Consider the following 19079-nt stretch of genomic DNA (forward strand, 5'->3'; position numbering starts at 1 on the left):
CTCTATCTCCTTGAAAGTATTCCTCTTTGATTATCGAATATAATTCGTTCAACTTCATCCAGATGTTCCCGCATGGCGCGCTCGGCCTGCATGGCGTGGCCGTGCTTGACCGCCTCCACGATGGCCCGGTGGGCGGCCAGGGAGGCCTTCTGCCGCTGGGAGGACTGGACCCCCTCGGCCCGGCTCCTGGAAAAGCCCTCGTGCAGCGCCGTGACCATCTCGCGCAGCACCGGATTGCCGGACGCCTCGGCCAGGGCCTGATGGAACTGGTGGTCGAATCCGGCCCCGGTCCCTCCGGTCAGGATGGCCTGCTCCTGCTCCATGAGGATCGCCTCCAGCCGCGTCTTGGCGTCGGGCGACCCGTTGCGCGCGGCCAGGGCCGCGATCTCCGGCTCCAGCATCTTGCGCACCTCGAACACGTCGTGCAGGCCGTAGTTGCCCGCCAGCACGGCCTCGATCAGGGAACCTTCCCTGGACCCGCCGTCCCGCTCGCTGACAAAGGTCCCCGCCCCCTGGCGGCTGGCCAGCAGCCCGGACTCGGACAAAATCTTGATCCCCTCCCGGACCGTGGTCCGGGACACGCCGAACTGCTCGGCGAGCTTGCGCTCGGCGGGCAGCCGGTCACCGGGCCGCAGCCGTCCGCGCTCGATCATCTCCTTGATCTGGCTGACGACTTCGCCGGACATGGTCTTTCTCTGTATCGGCATTGCTTCCATAATCCGTCCCTCGCAAATTGGTTGGACCAATCCCGACTAGCCCACGTTGATCCGGTAGTCAACCGAAAAATTTCGATACGCCCGGAAGGTGAATGCATGAAAAACGGGAAAGGGCTGGACTTTTGACGTTGGACGGCGTTAAGGGGACGCGGGCCGCAGAGGATGCTTTTTTGCGGCAAAATAGGGAATTGCGGTCCCCGGAATACGGTTTTCACCTCAAATTCAGCCGATTTTACGGCGAAACACATATCATCATGGACAACCTACAAAAAAAATACGGCTTCTGGACCGCGACCGCCATGGTCGTGGGCATCGTCATCGGCTCGGGCGTTTTCTTCAAGGCGGACAACGTGCTGGAGGCCTCGGGCGGCTCCCTGCCCACGGCGCTCCTGGCCTGGCTCATCGGCGGCGCGATCATGGTCGTGACCGCCTACGTGTTCTCGCGCATCGCCACCCGCGTGGAGCGGATCAACGGTGTGGTGGACTATTTCGAACAGGCCTACGGGCAGAAGGCCGGTTACTACGTGGCCTGGTTCATGACCTTCATCTACTACCCCACCCTGGTGGCGGTTCTGGCCTGGGTCTCGGCCAACTACACCCAGGGGCTGCTCGGCCTCGACAACGCGGTCTGGCCCATCTCCTTCGTCTACCTGACCGCCTTCTTCCTGCTCAACTTCTTCTCCCCGGTCCTGGCCGGGCGCTGGCAGGTGACCTCCACCGCGGTCAAGCTCATCCCCCTGATCCTGGTGGCCGCCGTGGGCACGGTCACCGGCCTGTCCAACGGGCTGACCATGGAGAACTTCGCCACAGCCGCCAAGACCGTGTCCGGCGGGGGCGGCCTGGCCATGGCCACCCTGTCCACGGCGTTCGCCTACGAGGGCTGGATCATCGCCACGGTCATCAACGCGGAGCTGAAGGACGCCAAGCGGACCCTGCCCCGCGCACTGGTGGTCGGGACCATCGCCGTGGTGGTCATCTACATGCTCTATTACCTGGGCATCTCCGGCGTGCTGACCAACGACCAGGTCCTGGCCGAGGGCGACGCCGCCCCGGTGCGGGTCATCTCCCTGATCTTCGGACGGCTGGGCGGCACCCTGCTGACGGTCTTCGTCATCATCTCCTGCCTGGGCACCCTGAACGGGCTGATCATGGGCTCGGCGCGCGGCATGTTCTCCATCGCCTCCCGCGACCTCGGCCCCCGGCCCGACCTGTTCCGGCGCATCAACCCGGTGAACAACTGCACCACCCACTCGGCCATGATGGGCTACGTGCTGTCCTGCCTGTGGCTCATGGTCTGGTACGGCAACTTCGCGGGCTGGTGGGGCGACTTCATGGACATCTCCGAGCTGCCCATCGCCTTCCTCTACGTCATCTACATCTCGCTCTACCTCTGGGTCATGAAGACCTTCACCGACCTCGGCTCGTTCAGCCGCTACGTCTGCCCGGGCCTGGCGGGCGCGGGCTCGGTGTACATCATCTGGGGCGCGGTGCAGAAGGCCATGTTCCTCCACTTCCTGATCCTCTCGCTGCTCATCCTCGGCGCGGGCGTGTTCCTGATGCACGGCCGCAGGCCCCGCAACACCAAGCGGCGGTAGCAGGCCGACCATGCGACAAAAAAAGGGCCGGTGCGGATCGCACCGGCCCTTTTTCACGGCCCGTCTCCGGGCTATGCCCTGCGCAGGGTGTGCAGGGTGATCTCCGGCACGGTCCCGATGCGCATGGGCGGTCCCCAGTAGCCGGTACCCATGTTCACGTAGAGCTGGGTTCCCCGGTGGACGTAGGGGCCGCGCACGAAGGTCTGGAACAGGTGGATGACCAGGTTGTACGGGAAATACTGGCCACCGTGGGTGTGGCCGGAGAGCTGGACGTCGAACCCGGCCTCGGCCGCCTCGTACACCGAGTCCGGCTCGTGGGCCAGGAGCACGGACACGTCGTGGTCCGGCGCGCCCTCCATGGCCTTTCGCGGCGAGGACGCCTGGCCGGGAACGGTGTGGCCCATGCGCAGGTCCGTGACCCCGCCGAGCAGGATGCGCCCCCCGCCGGTGTCGATGACCGCGTGCTCGTTGTTGAGCGGGCGCATGCCCAGCCGCCGGGCCTCCTCCAGCCACTCGAAGACCCCGGAATAGTACTCGTGGTTGCCGGTGCAGAACCAGACGCCGTGCGGGGCCGAGAGATCGCCCAGGGGGAGGATGTCCGTCTTGAGGCCGTCCACGGACCCGTCCACCAGGTCGCCGGTGTGCACGATCAGGTCGGGCGAGAGCGCATTGACCGCGTCCGTCACCCGGCGCGCCCACTCGGCCCGGATGGTCGGCCCGATGTGGGTGTCGGAGATCTGGGCGATGGTGAATCCGTCCAGCCCGTCGGGCAGGCCGGGAAGCGGGATTTCATTGGACAGGACCGTGGGCGTGCGCCGGGCGTTGAACACCCCGAACCCGGCCATGGGTACGGCCGCGGCCAGAAACACGCCGTTGGACAGGTTGACCAGGAACCGCCGCCGGTTGCGGTCCGGCCCGGCGAACAGCGGTCGGCTCAGGCGGTGCGAGAAGGGCCGCTTCAGCAGGGCCCCGACCTTGCCCAGCAGGCTCGGCACGTCGCGGGCGAGCATGAAGACCACCAGGATGGAGATGAACCCCAGAAAGGTGAACCCGACCCAGTCTATGGTGTCGCAGGCGGTCAGTTCGTACTTGTTGGTCCGGTGGAGCACCCAGGTCAGCCGGTGGCCGAACAGGAGCAGCGCGAGCAGAAACCAGAGCAGCAGCTTGCGTTTTCGCCCCAAGGGCAAAGGCTCGATGAGCCGCCACCCCAGGTACAGGACCAGCAGGCTGGAGACCGCCATGACGATGATGAACCAGTATCCCATTCTTCCCCCTGAAAGGATATTCGGGAAGCATGGGATACAACGTCGGCGTTGTCAAACCGGTGCAAGGGGATGCACCACTGGCGGCGGTTCTCAAGCCCGCCCGTATCTGATAGACAATCTCGAAGCACACGCCAAGGAGCAACCATGGACCTCACCCTTCCCGTCACCCTGATCCCCTCCAACCAGGTCCTCGACCTGGCGGCCAAGACCGGCGTCCTGCTGCTGGCCGGACTGCTCGCCTACGTCCTGACCCGGACGCTGCTGGTCCGCGCGGCCCATGCCTTCGCCCGGCACACCAGGGGCGGGTTCGACGACATGCTCATGGAGGCAGGGGTGTTCTCGCGGGCGGCCCTGCTCGCCCCGGCCCCCGTCCTCTTCTGGGGGCTGGAGATCTTCGCCGGGCTCAAGGGGGTTCTGGACAACGCCATCTACGCCTACATCGCCGTGAGCGTGGTCATGATCCTGACCAAGGTCCTGGACGCCCTGTCGCAGCTCTACCAAACCTTCGACGTGTCCAACCGCCGCCCCATCAAGGGGTACGTCCAGCTGGTCAAGCTGTTCATCTACATCCTCGGCGCCATCTCGGTGGTGGCCGTCCTCCTGGGCCAGTCGCCCTGGGGCCTCATCTCCGGCATCGGGGCCATGACCGCGGTTCTCATGCTGGTCTTCCGCGACACCATCCTGTCCCTGGTGGCCAGCATCCAGATATCCGCCAACGACCTGCTGCACACCGGGGACTGGATCGAGATGCCCGCCATGGGCGCGGACGGCAGCGTGGTGGACATCGCCCTGAACACGGTCAAGATCCAGAACTGGGACATGACCATCACGGCCATACCCACCTACAAGTTCATGGACACCCCGTTCAAGAACTGGGAGAGCATGGCCCAATCCGGCGGCCGCCGCGTGAAGCGCGCGATCATGATCGACCAGTCGTCCATCCGGTTCGCGGACGATGCCCTCAAGGAACGGCTCAAGAAGGTCCAGCACCTGGCCCCGTACATCGAGCAGCGCCAGAAGGAGATCGACGAGGCCAACGCCCGGTCGGACGCGGACCCGGCCTCCCCGCTCAACGGCCGCCGCATGACCAACATCGGCCTGTTCCGGCGCTACGCCCTGGAATACCTGCGCTCCCACCCCAAGATCAGGCAGGACATGACCCTGCTCGTGCGCCAGCTCCAGCCCCAGGCCGATGACGGGCTGCCGCTCGAGATATACTGCTTTACCAACGAGACCGCCTGGGCCCTGCACGAGGACATCAAATCCGACATCATGGACCACCTCCTGGCCGCGCTGCCGGAATTCCACCTCCGCGCCTACCAGCGCAACGCCCTGGTGGACGCCCGGGACCGGGATTAGAAGCACCGCCCCGAAACACCCTCCGCAAAGGCGCGCACGTTACCCGAAACGGACAATAACCCTGTTGACAGGCGGCGTCCCTTGCGGGCCGGGGGTTTGGGCCCGGACGGGAAAAAGTCCCGGCTAGATTGTTCATTTCGTTGTGGAATACCCCAGGTTTTTTGTTCCCTTGTGACAGCCCTTGTGGTAAGTACGTTTCATCACGTCGCGGCCACTCCGGCCCGACCCGACTCTCCCCCCTTCTGTCGAAAACCAATCCCGCCGAAATCGAAAAAACTTTTTTCTAAACTTACTCTAGAAAAAAGTTAAATATATTCGTACTTAAACAAATGCGCAACTGTGGAAAACTTTTGTAATAATGAGATAATCGCAGATAAATGCAGATAATCGTCGAAACAGGCTCGATTACTCAAAAAAATTTAATAACCCCCCTGTACAAAACCCCACCCCTGGGATAGTCTCGAAATCACGCGCTCACGCCTTTTTCATCCTGAAAAACCGGCCCGCGCCTGCCCCGGGATATGTGACAGCAACCAGCGTCCCAGGACATACCGAATAATTGTAGTCATGTGCGACGGCTTCATTGCCGCCCGAACGTCGAGGAGAACGGATGAAGGATATCGCAGGGGTCTGGGACTACGTCCGGGGCTTTGAAAATTTGAGCCTGTGCGACTGGCCCGGCAGGACCTCTTGCATCATCTTTCTGGGCGGGTGCAACCTGCACTGCCCCACCTGTCACAACCACCAGCTTGCCTGGGACATGCACTCCCTGCCGGTCATCGACCCGCAGCGGATCAAGTCCTACCTCCGGGACCGGGCGGGCTGGCTGGACGGCGTGACCATCACCGGCGGCGAGCCCACCACCGTGCCCGGCGTCGGCGAACTCCTCTACGAGATCAGGAAATCCGGACTGCCCATCAAGATGGACACCAACGGCATGCGCCCCGAAGTGGTGCGGGACCTCCTCCAGTACAACCTGGTGGACACCTTTGCCGTGGACGTCAAGGGCCCCTACGCCAAGTACCCCGCCCTGACCGGCAACGGGGTGTCCGAGATCGCGGCCAGGGCGAACCTGACCCGCATCTTCGAGCTGGCGCTGGCCAGGCCCGAGGCGTTCTACTTCCGCATCACGAGGGTCCCCGGCCTGACCGAGGCGGACCTCGCCGCCGCACAGGACTATCTTCCCCTGGAATACGAATTGACCGTTCAGAATTATGTGCCCCCAAGGAGGACGCCGGAGCATGCCAAGCCAAATCATGAAGAGAGACGGCCGGCTGGAAACGTGGTCAACTGACCGCATCGCCCAGGCCATTTTCAAGGCGCTCAGCGCCAGTGGAATCAAAGACCCCATTCTCTCGAAACGCCTCGCCCGCAAGGTCGAGAAGAAGCTCGACGGCATGGACATCCCCGAGCAGGAGCACGTCCAGAACATGGTCGAGCAGGTGCTCATGGAAGGGCGTCAGTACGACATCGCCAAGAAGTACATCCTGTACCGCGAGAAGCGCCGTCAGCTCCGCTCCCAGAAAGCCGCGTACCTCGACATCAAGGACGTCATCGACACCTATCTCGACCAGGCCGACTGGCGCGTGAACGAGAACGCCAACATGACCCACTCCTTCCAGGGTCTCATGCTGCACCTCTCCGGCACGGTCCAGGCCCGCTACGCCCTTGAGAAGTACCCGGAGGAGATCCGCCTGGCCCACGAGCACGGCTATTTCCATATCCACGACCTGTCCTTCGGACTGGCCGGATACTGCGCGGGCTGGTCCCTGCGCGACCTGCTCCTCGAAGGGTTCAACCTCAAGGACCGCGCCTCCGCCGGTCCGGCCAAGCACTTCGACACCGCGCTCGGCCAGATGAACAATTTCCTGGGCACGCTCCAGAACGAATGGGCCGGAGCGCAGGCGTTCAACAACGTGGACACCTACCTCGCCCCGTTCGTGCGCTTCGACGCCCTGAGCTACGAGCAGGTCCGCCAGTGCATGCAGAAATTCGTGTTCAACCTGAACACCACCTCGCGCTGGGGCGGCCAGTCGCCGTTCACCAACCTCTCCTTCGACCTGGTGGCGCCCAAGCACATCTCGTCCGAGCCCATCATCATCGGCGGCAAGTACGACGATGAGCTGACCTACGGGGACTTCCAGGAAGAGATGGACATGATCAACCGGGCGTACATCGAGGTCATGCTCGAGGGCGACTACAACGATCGCATCTTCTCCTTCCCCATCCCGACCTACAACGTCACCGAGGACTTCCCCTGGGAATCCGAGATCGGCGAGCAGCTCATGAAGCTGACCGCCAAGTACGGCGTGCCCTACTTCCAGAACTTCATCAGCTCGGACCTCAACCCCGAGGACGTGCGCTCCATGTGCTGCCGCCTCCAGATGGACCTGCGCGAGCTGCGCAACAAGACCGGCGGCCTGTTCGGCGCTGGCGACCTGACCGGCTCCATCGGCGTGGTCACCCTGAACCTGCCCAAGCTCGCCTACCTGGCCCAATCCGAGGACGACTTCCTCGACCTGGTCGAGGAATACGCCGAGCTGGCCAAGGACTCCCTGGAATACAAGCGCAAGGTCATCAACGCCAACCTCGACGCGGGCATGTTCCCCTACTCCCGCCGGTACCTGAAGAACGGCTATAAAGGCCACTTCTCCACCATCGGCCTGCTGGGCGGGCACGAGGCGTGCCTGAACCTCATCGGCAAGGGCATCCAGACCGAGGGCGGCGTGCGCCTCATGCGCCGCACCCTGAACCACCTGCGCCGCCTGACCTCCCGCTTCCAGGAGGAGACCGGCTCCCTGTACAACCTCGAAGCCACGCCCGCCGAGGGCACCAGCTACCGCTTGGCCAAGATCGACAAGGCGCTCTACGCCGACATCAAGACCCAGGGCAACGGCACCCCGTACTACACCAACTCCACCGCCCTGCCCGTGGGCATCTCCGAGGACGTGCTCTACGCCCTGGAACACCAGAACCAGCTCCAGCCCCTGTACACCGGCGGAACCGTGTTCCACACCTTCCTGGGCGAGGCGGTCACGGACCCGAAGTCACTCAAGAGCTTCATCCTCAAGGCGTTCACCAAGACCAAGATCCCGTACATCTCGATCACGCCGACCTTCTCCATCTGCAAGGAGCACGGCTACATCCTTGGCGAACACTTCGAATGCCCCACCTGCGGCGAGGAAGCCGAGGTCTACACCCGGATCGTGGGCTACTACCGCCCCGTCTCCCGCTGGAACAAGGGCAAACAGGCCGAATACACCGACCGATTGGTGTTCAGCGACTGCCTGTGCGATCAATAGTTCTGAAGGCCCCCTTGAGGAATGGGGCCCGAGGATAGTGGAATGTAATGCCCGCTGCGAAAGCAGCGGGCATTACGCATTTTGGGGAAGAAGAAGCCTCCTCTTCCCCGGCCCCCATCCCCTCCTTTTCCCGAACTCTTTTATCGCCGCGAGGCGCCGTCCTTCATTCGTCCCGTCAAACCGCACGCACTAACGCTCACCCCATACCCTCGCGCAGCGACCCAAAGGGTTTTGGAGGATGGGGGGGCCAGGGGGGAAGGGCCCTTTTGCAAAAGGGCCCTTCTCCCCTGGCCGCCGGAGGCTTCTTCTCCCTCGCCCCTTGCCCGCGCACGGCGGAAGTGGTAGATGACCGGCCATGTCGTATCTCAAGGAATTCAAGAGTGCTGTGGCGCGGACCGCGAAGCTGGACCTGGGGGATTTCACGGTCAACGAGTCGCCCATGCCCCTGGACCAGGCAGTGTTGAACGCGGTGGAGGAGACCGGCCATATCCCGTTCAAGCAGCGGGCGGTGCAGTCCCTGTCCGTGAACTTCGGCATGTTCCACATGCTGGCCAAGAAATTTCACATCCCCGGGGGCATCATGACCCTGGGCAACGTGTCCGTGAACGGCGAGATGCGGTTCCCGGTCACTCCGGCGCATTTCCGGAAGATGATCGAGACCGGGTCCGGCGAGGACGCGCTGGGGTCCTATCATCTGTGGACCACCCTGCCGGGCGGGGTCATCCTGGACCACGTCCTGCCGTCGGCCCTGGCGGGCGACGGGCTGCTGGACGTGAACGAGGCCGTTCCCGCCGAGCGGTACCTGTATGGCCCGGCGGACGAGCTGGGCCACGGGATCGCCTACCATCCCATGATCGTGGGGCTGGAATTCTTCATCGCCTCGGAGACCATCGACCGCGAGGCCATGGAATACCTCATGGGCGAGAAATTCCCCAAGCAGTACGGCAAGTCGTAACGATCAGTTCATCAAATCCCTGAGCCAGACCTGAAACGCGGGCTCCACCTCGTTCGGGACGCGGGCCATGTCGGGCCGTCCCCGGACCAGCAGCACGGTGATCACCGCGCCGGGCCGGCATCGGCTCCACTCGCTGTCGGGCATCCGGGCCTCGGCGCGCCGGGCGTAGCCGTCCGGGTCCACGTACTTGTACTCGATGACCAGGCTGGCGTCGGGATGGTCGGGATTCTCGTCCGTGCGCACCTTGAGCACCAGGCCGGAGGTGATCTCCTCGCCGAACAGCCGCGACCGCTCGGCGCGAAGGATTTCGTAGGGCAGCGACGCCAGTCCCCAGACGATGAGCGCCACAGCACCGATACCCAGGAGGTATCGCAGCATCCGCTGGGCCGGGGTGCGGCGGGGTGGATCGGACAAGTAGACCATATTGCACACGATACCCCGGCGTCCCCGACCGCGCAAGGGGCGAATGATCGACCGCCGACACGGTCTTCCGCTTGCCATCGATCAGAGCCGGGAGTAAGAATGAAGAGACAAAGGCGCGTTGTGCCGAATTTGAGGGAATATCGAAGATGCCGAATAATATCAGCCAAGTGGAAGAAAGCATACTGCGCATGACCGCCGTGGTCCGCGCCAAGCAGGCTGCCCTGACAGCCAAGAGCTTCGGCGAGGAGCCCAACCCCAAGCTGCGGCCCCGGGGCTGGTGGGTGCTGGCCTGCGGCGACGAACTCGACGGAGACTCCTTCGACCAGCGGGAGAAAGCCCGGGAGCGGCTGTTGCAGGCCACCCGGCTGGCCGGGCTGGTCCTGCCCGAGAACATCTGGGTCTGGGACGAACGCGGCACGGCCCAGCTGGTCGTGAGCACGGTCCCCTCCATCCAGCGGGCCAACATCCTGGCCCAGAAGCTGCGCGAAAAGGGGCTGACCATCCGCATCAAGCGCGAGGAATTTTAGTCCGCAAACGGATTCATGAACGAAAAAGCCCCCGCGACCGCTCGCGGGGGCTTTTTCGTTGGCCGGACAGGAGAGGCTAGCCTTTGGAAACCGGCAGGTACGGGGTCAGTTCCGACACGGCCTCGAACAGGAAGTGATCCACCAGGTGGCAGAACATGTGCCCGGCGGCGATGTGGATTTCCTGGATGATCGCGGTGTCGCCGGACGGCACGGTAACCAGGAAGTCGGACACTCCGGCCATCTCGGCTCCGCTCTGTCCGGTCATGCCCACGGTGACGATGTTGTTGCGCTTGGCCTCGCGCATGGCGCGGATGACGTTGGTGCTGGTCCCGGAGGTGGAAAATCCCACCAGCATGTCGCCGGGTCGGCCCAGGGCCAGGAGCTGCTTGGAAAAGACCTCGTCGAAACTGTAGTCGTTGCCGATGGCGGTCAGGGCCGAGGTATCGGTGGTCAGGGCCAGCCCGGGCAGGGGCGGCCGCTCCATCCTGAACCGGTTGGTGAACTCGGCGGCCAGGTGCTGGCTGTCGGCCGCGGAACCGCCGTTGCCGCAGAACATGACCTTGCCGCCCCCGGCCAGGCACACGGCCATGGCCCGGCCGATCTCGACCACCAGTTCCGCCTTGGTATCGAAGAACGCCTTGCGGGCCGCGAGTCCGGCAGAGGCGTGATCCATCACTTTTCTCAGAGCGTTTTCGGACATGTATTCCCCATTGTTGCGAGTTGGCGACGACGCGTCGTCCAGAGCTGCATATAATGCCGAATCACCGGCTTGCCAAGTACTACCGGGATGCTGCGGGGGAAAAGGCTTTTATTCGATCGTCTTTTGCGTTACAGCCACAACTCTGCGCAACGCGCGAACGGGCCGGGGAGAGCCGGGCCGAACATCATTCAGAACGCACCAAGGCTGACAAGACCATGACCGAATCCAAGGAAAGCACCGTCAGGCTGCTGATCACCTGCCCGGACCAGCCGGGCATCGTGGCCGCCGTCTCCGGATACCTGCACCGCAAGAACGCCAACATCATCCACTCCGACCAGCACTCCACCGACCCCGAAGGCGGCCGGTTCTTCATGCGCAACGAGTTCTTCCTGCCCGGCCTGGACATGGACGGCCTGGATGACCTGCGCCGCGAGTTCGCCGAAGAGGTCACCAACGGCTTCGTCATGGACTGGTCCCTGAACCCGGTCTGGATTCCCAAGAAGATGGCGATCCTCTGTTCCAAGGTGGACCACGCCCTCATGGAGCTGCTCTGGCGCTCCAAACGCGGCGACCTGGAGACCGAGGTGTCCATGGTCATCTCCAACCACCCCACCCTGCGCCGAGAGGTGGAGAATTTCGACGTGCCCTTCCACCATGTGCCGGTCGGCCCGACCCTGCGCGACAAGGTCACTGCCGAGGACGCCATGATCGAGCTCATGGAGGGCAACGCGGACCTCATCGTCCTGGCGCGCTACATGCAGATTCTGACCTCGGACTTCGTCAAGCGGTACGAGCGCAGGATCATCAACATCCACCACTCCTTCCTGCCCGCTTTCGTGGGTGCGGACCCTTACCGCCGCGCGCACGAGCGCGGGGTCAAGCTCATCGGGGCCACGGCCCACTACGTCACCGAAAAGCTGGACGAAGGGCCGATCATCGAGCAGGACGTCATCCGCGTCACCCACAGCCACACCGTGGACGACCTCAAGCGGCTGGGCGGCGACATCGAGCGCCACGTCCTGGCCAGGGCCGTGAAATGGCACCTTGAGGACCGCGTCATCGTGGACGGCAACAAGACCATCGTCTTCCGCCGCTGATCCTTCAGATACCCGCATCCCCGGCCAACCGCGACTCCGCAATGGGGGTCGCCTCAATCCTCTGCAAGTCTTATGGACGCGGACAGCGGGGAAAGGCGCCCAAAAAGAGCAAGGCCGAAGCGAACTCTCCGTACGCTTCGGCCTTGCTCTTTTTGCAGCAGAACAAAGTCATGAGGCCTTGTGCGGCTCCATGAATCGCCCACAATTCACTGAGCGCCGCAGACCGCCGCCTTTCCACAGCCCCTACAGGGCCGTCTTCGTCACGCCGTATTTGTTCAGGATCTCGGCCAGCTTGGCCGTGGTATTGGTGGTGGTCCTGGCGACCAGTTCCAGGTTCACGAGGACCATGATGTCCACCCGGAAGACCGCCTTCTTCCACAGCTCCGCAAGACCGCGCTGCAACTCAGGCTCAAGCGAAAGCATGGACATGGTCTCGGTCAGCTGCTGGGCGTTCTTGGGCTTGAACAGCAGGGTGTTGGCGCGGGTCACGTCGTTGCCGAAGAGCTGCTTCTTGCGGATCTTGGACATACCCCTCAGCCCGTCCACGGCCTGGGCCGAGACGCGCCTGGCACGACCGCTGCGCACCTGGATCTTGCTCCCCTCCTCGCGGCCGCATTCCTTGAGGATCTGGATGGTGTGATTCTCCAGAAGGAAAAAGAGGATATTCTCCAGCACGGGCATGCTGAAGTCCTTCTTCAGCGGCAGGATGCCCTTGATCTGGTCCGGGACAAAGGACTCCAGCGCCTTGTAGAAATGCTCGCTGGTCACGCCGATGGCGATGGCCGCGCCCACGCCCGCGCCCAGGAGCTGGTCCAGGACGAATTTGAACCACGCCTGCTCCTTGAGCTTCTCCTCCCGGCTCTTGACCGGCCCGTCCGTGGACTTGGCCTCGGCCATCCGAGCCCTGTACTGGGTCTCGAATTCCTCGGAGACGGAGTCCACGCAGGCCACTCGCGCGGCCTGGAGCAGCTCGCCCGGGGTCAGCGCGCCGAACTGCGGAAGATCGGACAGCCCCCTGGCCAGCATGGCCTGGACCAGCTTGGCCCGCTCCTTCATCTCCGGCTGCTCGCGGGTGGCGATGTAGCCGTTCTGGATACGCGTCTTGCTGATCTCCTGGTCCGTGGGGTTGAGCTTGGACAGGATGTCGTCGAACAGGAAGCGGATGACCAAAAACGCCCGCTCCCGCGAAAGTTCGTACTTCTCGCCCTCCAGGATCTCCCGATGTGCTTCCTCCACCCGGCTGGCCACGAACTCCTCCACGAAGGCGTTCCAGAAGGCCTGGTCGAGCTGGTGCTTCTCGATGAGCGCGCCGTACTGGTCCAGTGCCTGCTTGCCGAAGTAGCGCAGGACCAACTCCTCGAAATTGTCGGTGATCAACGCCATGGCGTAGACGATGCCCTGGGCGCACTTGATGAGCACGGCCTCGGAGTTGAGCAGCGACGCTTCCAGCTCGGCCCGGCGCGCGTCGTCCTTGGTCTTGACCGCCTTCTCGTAATGGGCCAGCTCGTTGATCAGGCCGCCCACCCGCTCATGGATGAACTCGTAGCCGGGGTGGCCGGTGCGGCCGCAGAGGAGCTCGACCACGCTGTTCTGCTGCGCGTCGAGCATGGGATACTCGTTGATGGCCGGGCTGTTGGTCTTGAGGACCTCGAGCAGCATCTCGCGCTCCATGACCTCACGCAGGGAAGATCGCTCCTTGAGGGCGCGCAGCTTTTTCTGGTAGGCGGCGAGGCGTTCTTCCTTGCCCGGTCGGGTCCCGCCCTTGGATGGTGCGTCTGTCATTCGCTCAACTGTCCTCGATAACGCTTGATATTGCCGTAACCCTAGGCCATCTCCCCTTTTTTTGCAAAAGGATTATCACTGACGAAGTCGGGACGGATTTTCAGCCGCCCCTTGACCTTCCGGGCGTGGGCGGCAATAACCACAGCGTGATCACCTGCACCAAATGCGGAGGCAAGAACTCCGACGACACCCGGTTCTGCGCCCGGTGCGGCAACAAGCTCCAGTCCTCCCGGAAGGCTGGGCCGGACGCGCCGCCCCCGGAGGAACCGCTTGAGCCGTTCGCCCACCAGGGATTGTCCCCGGACCTCTTGCGCGCCCTGAAGCGCATGGCCGAGGCCTGGGTCTACCTGCTGCTCCTCGGCACCGTGGCTGCGGGCTGCGCCTTCTACGAGGTCTGGTGGCCCCTCTACCCCGCCGTGGCCCTGCTCGGCCTGCTCATCCGGCTGCGCCGGATCTAGCCCGAAAAAAAGGCCTCCGCTCTCCGCGAAGGCCTTTTCCCGTTCATCCCCGCCGGGGCTAGTTGAACATGACGTCGTTCTGCCGGGCGTTCCCGTCCTGGCCGGTCCCGTCCTGCCCGTCTCCTCCCTGATTGTCGTTGCGGTCGGGGGACGGCGGCGCGTCCTCGGGAGGCAGGGAGTCCAGCGCCTTGCGCAGGTCCTCCTCCAGCAGGTCGGGAATCGGGCGATCCCAGAACTTCTGGTCCATCTTCTCCTCCTCGGTCTTCTCCGAGCAGCAGACCACCGGTTCCCTGTTGATGCACTCCGAGTTGGAGTAGTTGGCCACTCCGCACTTGCTCGTCTTGTCGAAGGTATAGGAGATGGTCCGGGTGAGCTTGAGAAATTCCTTGCCCTGAATTCTGACGGTATCCGAGGAGATGCCGACCACGAACCGGGCCTCCTGGCGCGCGTAGAAGACCGAGAAGAGGTAGATGGAGTCCTTCACCTTGGCCACGAAGTTGATCTCCATGGGGTCCTTGCACAGGACGCGGGCGAGCAGCTGCCTGCCCATGCAGATGTCCATGTCCGTGTACTCGGAGGCCTTGGCGGCCGTTGCCGACAGGGTCATGACGAGGGTCGCGCACAGGGCGAAGAGGATGCGTCGCATGGTCCTTCCTTGGTTGCCTTATCCTAGGTCGAGGAAGAGCTGGAACCCCTCGGGGTCGCGGGTTTCACACCGCTCCTTGCACCCGCAGCAGCGGTAATGCCCCTTCTTGAGGTACCATTCGGCCTTCCACGAACGGTCGCAGTTGAAATACTCGTACACCGAGGCGTCTACGGCGCCCCGGTACCGGGTGTATCCTTTCTTTTTCAGCTCTTCCTTGTGCGTCATGGTCATTTTGAAATCCGTTTACGCCTCTCGGCCAGGAAAAGATGTACACCCGCTTGAGCTGTTTTGCAAAAGCCATTCCATGGAAAATTCAACCCCTTGCGGCTAGGCGGTTTTGTGCGGAAAGAGCAGGGAAACGAAGAACCCCGCCGCGGCCACGGCGATGATCGCCGCCCCGGAGGTGATGTCCAGGGCGTAGGAGAGCAGCAGCCCGGCCACCGTGAAGACGGCCGAGAGGACCGTGGACACGGTCATCATGACCTTCAGGGAGCGGGCGCGGCGCTCGGCGATGAACGGCGGGATGGTCAGCAGCGCGATGACCAGGATCAGGCCGACCACGCGGATGATCATGACCACGCACAACCCGACCAGGACGATGAGCAGGCAATAGAGGAAATCCACCGGCACGCCGCGCGCGCGGGCGAACTCCTCGTCGAAGCTCATGACCAGGAACCCCCGGTAGAAGACCGCGACCAGGACGACCACCAGCACGGCCATGCCCGCCATGAGCCACAGGTCCGAGCGCGGCACGGCCAGGATGGAGCCGAACAGATAGCTCATCAGGTCCACGTTGTAGCCCGGCGTGAAGTCCAGGAGGATGATGCCCATGGCCATGCCCGACGCCCAGATGACGCCGATGACCGTGTCCACCCGCTCGCGGGCGCGCAGGGTGACCAGGGCCATGATCAGGGCCATGCACACCGTGAACCCGGTGGTCACGGGCAGGACCGGCAGGCCGAGCAGGAAGGCCAGCCCCACCCCGCCGTAGGAGGCGTGGGCGATGCCGCCGGAGATGAAGACGATGCGGTTGACCACCACCAGGGAGCCGATGACCCCGCAGATGAGGCTGGCGAGCAGCCCTGCGGCCAGGGCGTTCTGCATGAAATCGTAGCCGAGGACGTCGAGCATCTACTTCCCTTCCCCCTCGCCGTCGTGCGGCGCGAGCACCCGGTGCGGCACGTGGCCGTGGGTGACCAGCTCCACGGGGCAGCACTGGTCGCCGGACCCGCCGTAGGCCATGGTGAACATTTGATCGGTGATCTCCGGTGCCTTGTGGAAGTGGAGGGTCCGGTTGACGCAGGCCACGGACTTCACCCCGGAGGCCAGGGAGGAGATGTCGTGGCTGACCATGATCACGGTCATCTCCCTGTTCAGCTCGCCCAGCAGGGTGAACAGGGCGGTGCGGGTGGCAGAGTCCACGCTGGCCGTGGGTTCGTCCAGGAGCAGCAGCTCCGGGTTGTCCACCAGGGCGCGGGCGATGAACACGCGCTGCTTCTGGCCGCCCGAGAGCTGGGACAGGGCGCGCCCCTCGAGGGGCAGCATATCCACGCGTTCCAGGGCCAGCCTCGCCTTGCCGTGGTCGACCCTGGCGTGCGCCCGCCCCGAAATGGACCCGAACCCGGGCCGGACCATGCCCATGCAGACCGCCTCCAGCACGGTGACCGGAAACGATCCGGCCACGTGGGTGTGCTGCGGCAGGTAGCCGATGCGCCCGCCCGCCTCGCCCGGAGGCGCGCCGAGCACGCGGATGGTCCCGCCGTCCGGCTTGAGCAGGCCGAGCATGAGCTTGAGCAGGGTGGACTTGCCGCCGCCGTTGGGGCCGAGCACGGCCAGGTAGTCACCCCGCTCGATGCGCAGGTTGACCTTTTCCAGCACGGTCATGCCGCCGGGCGCGTAGGTCACGTCCCGTATGTCCACAATGGGATCGGACACTGAAAACTCCTGAATTGTCACGGTTTGGATTCCCCTCCATACCGGGGCCGCCCGTCCAGCGCAAGCCCCGTCACGCGAGCCACCCCCAGGCCCAGGCCGCCGCTGGCAGGCACAGGGCCGCGACATAGAGCCGAAAGTCCGCGGACTTGCCCGGCAGCCCGAGCCGGGTGGCCAGGAACCCGGTCAGCCCGCCCAGGGCCAGGCCGGACGCGAACCCGAAGAGATGGGCGCCCAGGTCGATGTTGCCCTCGCCGTCCCCCGCGCCGAGCATGGCCAGCAGCCCCAGCCCCGCGCCGAAGGGAATGAGCGCCGTGCGCACGAACCGGGCGGCCCGCCCGGCCAGGGAACCGGACCCCAGGCCGTGCAGCCCGCCGCCCACGGCGAACGGGCTGATGGCCGCCAGCACCCCGGCCGCGCCGAAGGTGGCCGTGGAAAAGCCGATGGAGTCGTGGTGCACGCCGAGCGCCAGGGAGTTGAACAGGTTGCCGAGCACCCCGGCCAGGATGGTCAGGAACCAGGTCAGGCCGGACCCGATGCGCCGGGCCGCCAGCCAGATGAACACCCCGCCGATGACCGCGTTGCCCGCCACGTGCGGGCCGTCCGCGTGCAGGGTCAGGGCCGTGCACAACCGCCACCACTGGCCGGACAGGATGGCCCCGGCATCGGCGCTGCCCAGCTCCACCCACAGCTCGGGATAGAGGCGCAGGGCGGGATAGGTCCGGGTATAGGCCCAGTAGAAGAGGACCAGCACGGCCAGGCCGAACAGGGTCGGCTCCAGCCCGCTCACGGGGCGCAGGTCCGGCAGGCTCACGCTCCCCGGAACGGGCCGGTTCTCCTCGAAGTAGAGGTTGATCTCCTCCACGGCCCGAGGGGCGAACCACTCCTGGACCAGGACCGACCAGCCCGGCCCGTTGTCCGGCCTGCGCAGCCGGTGCGGGACGTGGCGCGCGGACAGGACCAGGGACCAGTCCTGTGCCTCCTTGCGGGTCAGGGGCGGGGAGTCCTCGCCGCGCACCAGGGGGACCATGTCCATCCAGGCGTGGCGCAGGACGCGGCGAAAAAAGCCAGGGTGTCCGGTGCGATCGACCATGCCCCACTGTAGAGCAAAAACGGCCGGGCGCAAGCAGTTTCCCCCTTGCGCCGGTCCGCTCCGCACCCTATGCTCCCGGGAATACGCAACCCCAACCCGCCAACGAGGCCGCCATGCGACTGACCGCCCTCCTGCTCCTCCTCGCCCTCTGCCTGCCCGTCCCCGCGCACGCGGCGAACCTCGATACCATGATCGGCCAGATGCTCATGGCCGGATTCCGGGGCTATGTGGTGGATGCGGACAGCCCCATCGTGCGCGACATCCGCGAACGACACCTGGGCGGCGTGGTCCTGTTCGACTTTGACGTGGCCCTCGGCAAGGCCAAACGGAACATCGAAAGCCCGGACCAGGTGAAGGAACTGAACCGCGCCCTGCAGTCCTTTGCCGAGATCCCGCTGTTCATCGGCGTGGACCAGGAGGGCGGCAAGGTCCAGCGGCTCAAGGACAAGTACGGCTTTCGCGAGACCCCGTCGGCCAAGGCCATCTGCGCGGACGGCGACTTCAAGGTCCGGGTGGCCGGGTTCACGGTGGGGGCCACCCTTTCCGCCGGGGGGTTCAACCTCGATTTCGCCCCGGTGGCGGACGTGGACGTCAACCCCGACTCCCCGGCCATCGGCAGGCTGGAGCGCAGCTTCTCCTCCGACCCGGAGCGGGTCACGCGCTGCGCCGGAATCTTCATGGAAGAACTTGAGCGCAACCAGGTGCTCTCCTGCCTCAAGCACTTCCCCGGCCACGGGTCCGCCGGAACCGACTCCCACAAGGGCGTGACCGACGTGACCGAGACCTGGACCGAAGCCGAACTGGTCCCCTACCGGGAGCTCATCAAAGCGGGCAAGGCGGAGATGATCATGACCGCCCACATCTTCAACGCCCGCCTGGACCCGGACCATCCGGCCACCCTGTCCGAAAAGGTCGTCACCGGCCTCCTGCGCGACAAGCTCGGCTTCGACGGCGTGGTCATCACCGACGACATGAACATGGGGGCCATCGCCGACGAGTACGGCCCGCGCGAGGCCGTGCGCCTGGCCATCGAGGCGGGCGCGGACATCCTGCTCTACGGCAACAATCTCGCCTACGACCCGGACGTGGTCGCCAAGACCCACGCCCTCATCCGCTCCCTGGTGGACGACGGGACCATCCCCGAAGCGCGCATCAGAAAATCCTTTGACCGGATCATGCGCCTCAAGGAAAGACTCCAATAAAAAAAGCCGCCCACCCTTGCGGGCAGG

Annotated in this window: 19 protein-coding genes; 9 read left to right on the forward strand and 10 right to left on the reverse strand. The window is 64.5% G+C overall.

The window, feature by feature from the left end:
• Positions 1 to 2: 2 nt before the first annotated feature.
• Positions 3 to 707 (reverse strand): FadR/GntR family transcriptional regulator, encoded by a 705-nt coding sequence (locus AWY79_RS15315; RefSeq protein WP_233490937.1) that lies wholly within the window; start codon positions 705 to 707, stop codon positions 3 to 5.
• Between the two features lie 263 nt (positions 708 to 970).
• Here AWY79_RS15315 and AWY79_RS15320 point away from each other — a divergent pair, with 263 nt between their 5' ends.
• The gene (locus AWY79_RS15320; RefSeq protein WP_066807298.1) at positions 971 to 2311 is read left to right on the forward strand and encodes an APC family permease; all 1341 of its coding nucleotides are present in this window, start codon (positions 971 to 973) and stop codon (positions 2309 to 2311) included.
• 71 nt (positions 2312 to 2382) lie between these two features.
• On the opposite strand, the gene AWY79_RS15325 is transcribed toward AWY79_RS15320, so the two are convergent.
• Entirely contained in the window at positions 2383 to 3576 is a 1194-nt protein-coding gene (locus AWY79_RS15325) for a metallophosphoesterase (protein WP_066805882.1), read from the reverse strand.
• Positions 3577 to 3720: 144 nt separating this feature from the next.
• On the opposite strand from AWY79_RS15325, the gene AWY79_RS15330 reads away from it, so the two are divergent.
• The 4 genes from AWY79_RS15330 to AWY79_RS15345 all read left to right on the forward strand — a co-directional run bounded on the left by AWY79_RS15330 (position 3721) and on the right by AWY79_RS15345 (position 9192).
• On the forward strand, positions 3721 to 4935 hold the full coding sequence (locus AWY79_RS15330; RefSeq protein ID WP_066805885.1) for a mechanosensitive ion channel family protein: 1215 nt from the start codon (positions 3721 to 3723) through the stop codon (positions 4933 to 4935).
• A 610-nt stretch (positions 4936 to 5545) separates the two neighbouring features.
• Positions 5546 to 6229, forward strand: a complete 684-nt coding sequence (locus tag AWY79_RS15335; RefSeq protein ID WP_066807300.1) for an anaerobic ribonucleoside-triphosphate reductase activating protein — start codon at positions 5546 to 5548, stop codon at positions 6227 to 6229.
• The gene (locus tag AWY79_RS15340; RefSeq protein ID WP_066805887.1) at positions 6177 to 8237 is read left to right on the forward strand and encodes a ribonucleoside triphosphate reductase; all 2061 of its coding nucleotides are present in this window, start codon (positions 6177 to 6179) and stop codon (positions 8235 to 8237) included. The genes AWY79_RS15335 and AWY79_RS15340 overlap by 53 nt, the downstream gene beginning before the upstream one ends.
• 355 nt (positions 8238 to 8592) lie before the next feature.
• Positions 8593 to 9192 (forward strand): hypothetical protein, encoded by a 600-nt coding sequence (locus AWY79_RS15345; RefSeq protein WP_066805891.1) that lies wholly within the window; start codon positions 8593 to 8595, stop codon positions 9190 to 9192.
• A 3-nt stretch (positions 9193 to 9195) separates the two neighbouring features.
• Here the strand turns inward: AWY79_RS15345 and AWY79_RS15350 are convergent, their stop codons facing one another.
• Positions 9196 to 9615: a hypothetical protein gene (locus AWY79_RS15350; RefSeq protein ID WP_066805893.1), complete on the reverse strand. Its 420-nt coding sequence runs from the start codon at positions 9613 to 9615 to the stop codon at positions 9196 to 9198.
• A gap of 167 nt (positions 9616 to 9782) precedes the next feature.
• Here AWY79_RS15350 and AWY79_RS15355 point away from each other — a divergent pair, with 167 nt between their 5' ends.
• The gene (locus tag AWY79_RS15355; protein ID WP_233490938.1) at positions 9783 to 10142 is read left to right on the forward strand and encodes a hypothetical protein; all 360 of its coding nucleotides are present in this window, start codon (positions 9783 to 9785) and stop codon (positions 10140 to 10142) included.
• Between the two features lie 76 nt (positions 10143 to 10218).
• On the opposite strand, the gene AWY79_RS15360 is transcribed toward AWY79_RS15355, so the two are convergent.
• Complete coding sequence (locus tag AWY79_RS15360; protein WP_066805895.1) at positions 10219 to 10842, reverse strand: D-sedoheptulose 7-phosphate isomerase; 624 nt, start codon at positions 10840 to 10842, stop codon at positions 10219 to 10221.
• Between the two features lie 215 nt (positions 10843 to 11057).
• Between AWY79_RS15360 and purU the strand changes: the two genes are divergently transcribed.
• Positions 11058 to 11939, forward strand: a complete 882-nt coding sequence (purU, locus tag AWY79_RS15365) for a formyltetrahydrofolate deformylase (protein WP_066805897.1) — start codon at positions 11058 to 11060, stop codon at positions 11937 to 11939.
• Between the two features lie 243 nt (positions 11940 to 12182).
• Here the strand turns inward: purU and AWY79_RS15370 are convergent, their stop codons facing one another.
• On the reverse strand, positions 12183 to 13721 hold the full coding sequence (locus AWY79_RS15370) for a hypothetical protein (protein WP_066805899.1): 1539 nt from the start codon (positions 13719 to 13721) through the stop codon (positions 12183 to 12185).
• A gap of 146 nt (positions 13722 to 13867) precedes the next feature.
• On the opposite strand from AWY79_RS15370, the gene AWY79_RS15375 reads away from it, so the two are divergent.
• On the forward strand, positions 13868 to 14179 hold the full coding sequence (locus AWY79_RS15375) for a zinc-ribbon domain-containing protein (protein ID WP_078063897.1): 312 nt from the start codon (positions 13868 to 13870) through the stop codon (positions 14177 to 14179).
• 58 nt (positions 14180 to 14237) lie between these two features.
• On the opposite strand, the gene AWY79_RS15380 is transcribed toward AWY79_RS15375, so the two are convergent.
• From AWY79_RS15380 to AWY79_RS15400, 5 genes are all read right to left on the reverse strand, one after another.
• The gene (locus tag AWY79_RS15380) at positions 14238 to 14825 is read right to left on the reverse strand and encodes a hypothetical protein (protein WP_066805901.1); all 588 of its coding nucleotides are present in this window, start codon (positions 14823 to 14825) and stop codon (positions 14238 to 14240) included.
• A gap of 18 nt (positions 14826 to 14843) precedes the next feature.
• Complete coding sequence (locus tag AWY79_RS15385; RefSeq protein ID WP_078063808.1) at positions 14844 to 15056, reverse strand: DNA-binding protein; 213 nt, start codon at positions 15054 to 15056, stop codon at positions 14844 to 14846.
• A 96-nt stretch (positions 15057 to 15152) separates the two neighbouring features.
• Positions 15153 to 15956, reverse strand: coding sequence for a metal ABC transporter permease (locus AWY79_RS15390; RefSeq protein ID WP_066805903.1), 804 nt, complete (start codon positions 15954 to 15956; stop codon positions 15153 to 15155).
• On the reverse strand, positions 15957 to 16760 hold the full coding sequence (locus AWY79_RS15395) for a metal ABC transporter ATP-binding protein (RefSeq protein ID WP_066805905.1): 804 nt from the start codon (positions 16758 to 16760) through the stop codon (positions 15957 to 15959).
• A 70-nt stretch (positions 16761 to 16830) separates the two neighbouring features.
• Positions 16831 to 17850, reverse strand: coding sequence for a rhomboid family intramembrane serine protease (locus tag AWY79_RS15400; protein WP_066805907.1), 1020 nt, complete (start codon positions 17848 to 17850; stop codon positions 16831 to 16833).
• Positions 17851 to 17963: 113 nt separating this feature from the next.
• Between AWY79_RS15400 and AWY79_RS15405 the strand changes: the two genes are divergently transcribed.
• Entirely contained in the window at positions 17964 to 19052 is a 1089-nt protein-coding gene (locus tag AWY79_RS15405; protein WP_066805909.1) for a glycoside hydrolase family 3 protein, read from the forward strand.
• Positions 19053 to 19079: the final 27 nt, after the last annotated feature.

Source organism: Pseudodesulfovibrio indicus, assembly GCF_001563225.1.
Taxonomy (GTDB): domain Bacteria; phylum Desulfobacterota; class Desulfovibrionia; order Desulfovibrionales; family Desulfovibrionaceae; genus Pseudodesulfovibrio; species Pseudodesulfovibrio indicus.

What these genes read in the sequence shown, in the direction of transcription:
- AWY79_RS15360 (WP_066805895.1), bottom strand. Translation starts at nt 10,842, where the DNA reads ATGTCCGAAAACGCTCTGAGAAAAGTGATGGATCACGCCTCTGCCGGA.
- AWY79_RS15320 (WP_066807298.1), top strand. Translation starts at nt 971, where the DNA reads ATGGACAACCTACAAAAAAAATACGGCTTCTGGACCGCGACCGCCATG.
- AWY79_RS15400 (WP_066805907.1), bottom strand. Translation starts at nt 17,850, where the DNA reads ATGGTCGATCGCACCGGACACCCTGGCTTTTTTCGCCGCGTCCTGCGC.
- AWY79_RS15330 (WP_066805885.1), top strand. Translation starts at nt 3,721, where the DNA reads ATGGACCTCACCCTTCCCGTCACCCTGATCCCCTCCAACCAGGTCCTC.
- purU (WP_066805897.1), top strand. Translation starts at nt 11,058, where the DNA reads ATGACCGAATCCAAGGAAAGCACCGTCAGGCTGCTGATCACCTGCCCG.
- AWY79_RS15340 (WP_066805887.1), top strand. Translation starts at nt 6,177, where the DNA reads ATGCCAAGCCAAATCATGAAGAGAGACGGCCGGCTGGAAACGTGGTCA.
- AWY79_RS15350 (WP_066805893.1), bottom strand. Translation starts at nt 9,615, where the DNA reads ATGGTCTACTTGTCCGATCCACCCCGCCGCACCCCGGCCCAGCGGATG.
- AWY79_RS15390 (WP_066805903.1), bottom strand. Translation starts at nt 15,956, where the DNA reads ATGCTCGACGTCCTCGGCTACGATTTCATGCAGAACGCCCTGGCCGCA.
- AWY79_RS15315 (WP_233490937.1), bottom strand. Translation starts at nt 707, where the DNA reads ATGCCGATACAGAGAAAGACCATGTCCGGCGAAGTCGTCAGCCAGATC.
- AWY79_RS15405 (WP_066805909.1), top strand. Translation starts at nt 17,964, where the DNA reads ATGCGACTGACCGCCCTCCTGCTCCTCCTCGCCCTCTGCCTGCCCGTC.
- AWY79_RS15345 (WP_066805891.1), top strand. Translation starts at nt 8,593, where the DNA reads ATGTCGTATCTCAAGGAATTCAAGAGTGCTGTGGCGCGGACCGCGAAG.
- AWY79_RS15370 (WP_066805899.1), bottom strand. Translation starts at nt 13,721, where the DNA reads ATGACAGACGCACCATCCAAGGGCGGGACCCGACCGGGCAAGGAAGAA.
- AWY79_RS15385 (WP_078063808.1), bottom strand. Translation starts at nt 15,056, where the DNA reads ATGACCATGACGCACAAGGAAGAGCTGAAAAAGAAAGGATACACCCGG.
- AWY79_RS15380 (WP_066805901.1), bottom strand. Translation starts at nt 14,825, where the DNA reads ATGCGACGCATCCTCTTCGCCCTGTGCGCGACCCTCGTCATGACCCTG.
- AWY79_RS15335 (WP_066807300.1), top strand. Translation starts at nt 5,546, where the DNA reads ATGAAGGATATCGCAGGGGTCTGGGACTACGTCCGGGGCTTTGAAAAT.
- AWY79_RS15325 (WP_066805882.1), bottom strand. Translation starts at nt 3,576, where the DNA reads ATGGGATACTGGTTCATCATCGTCATGGCGGTCTCCAGCCTGCTGGTC.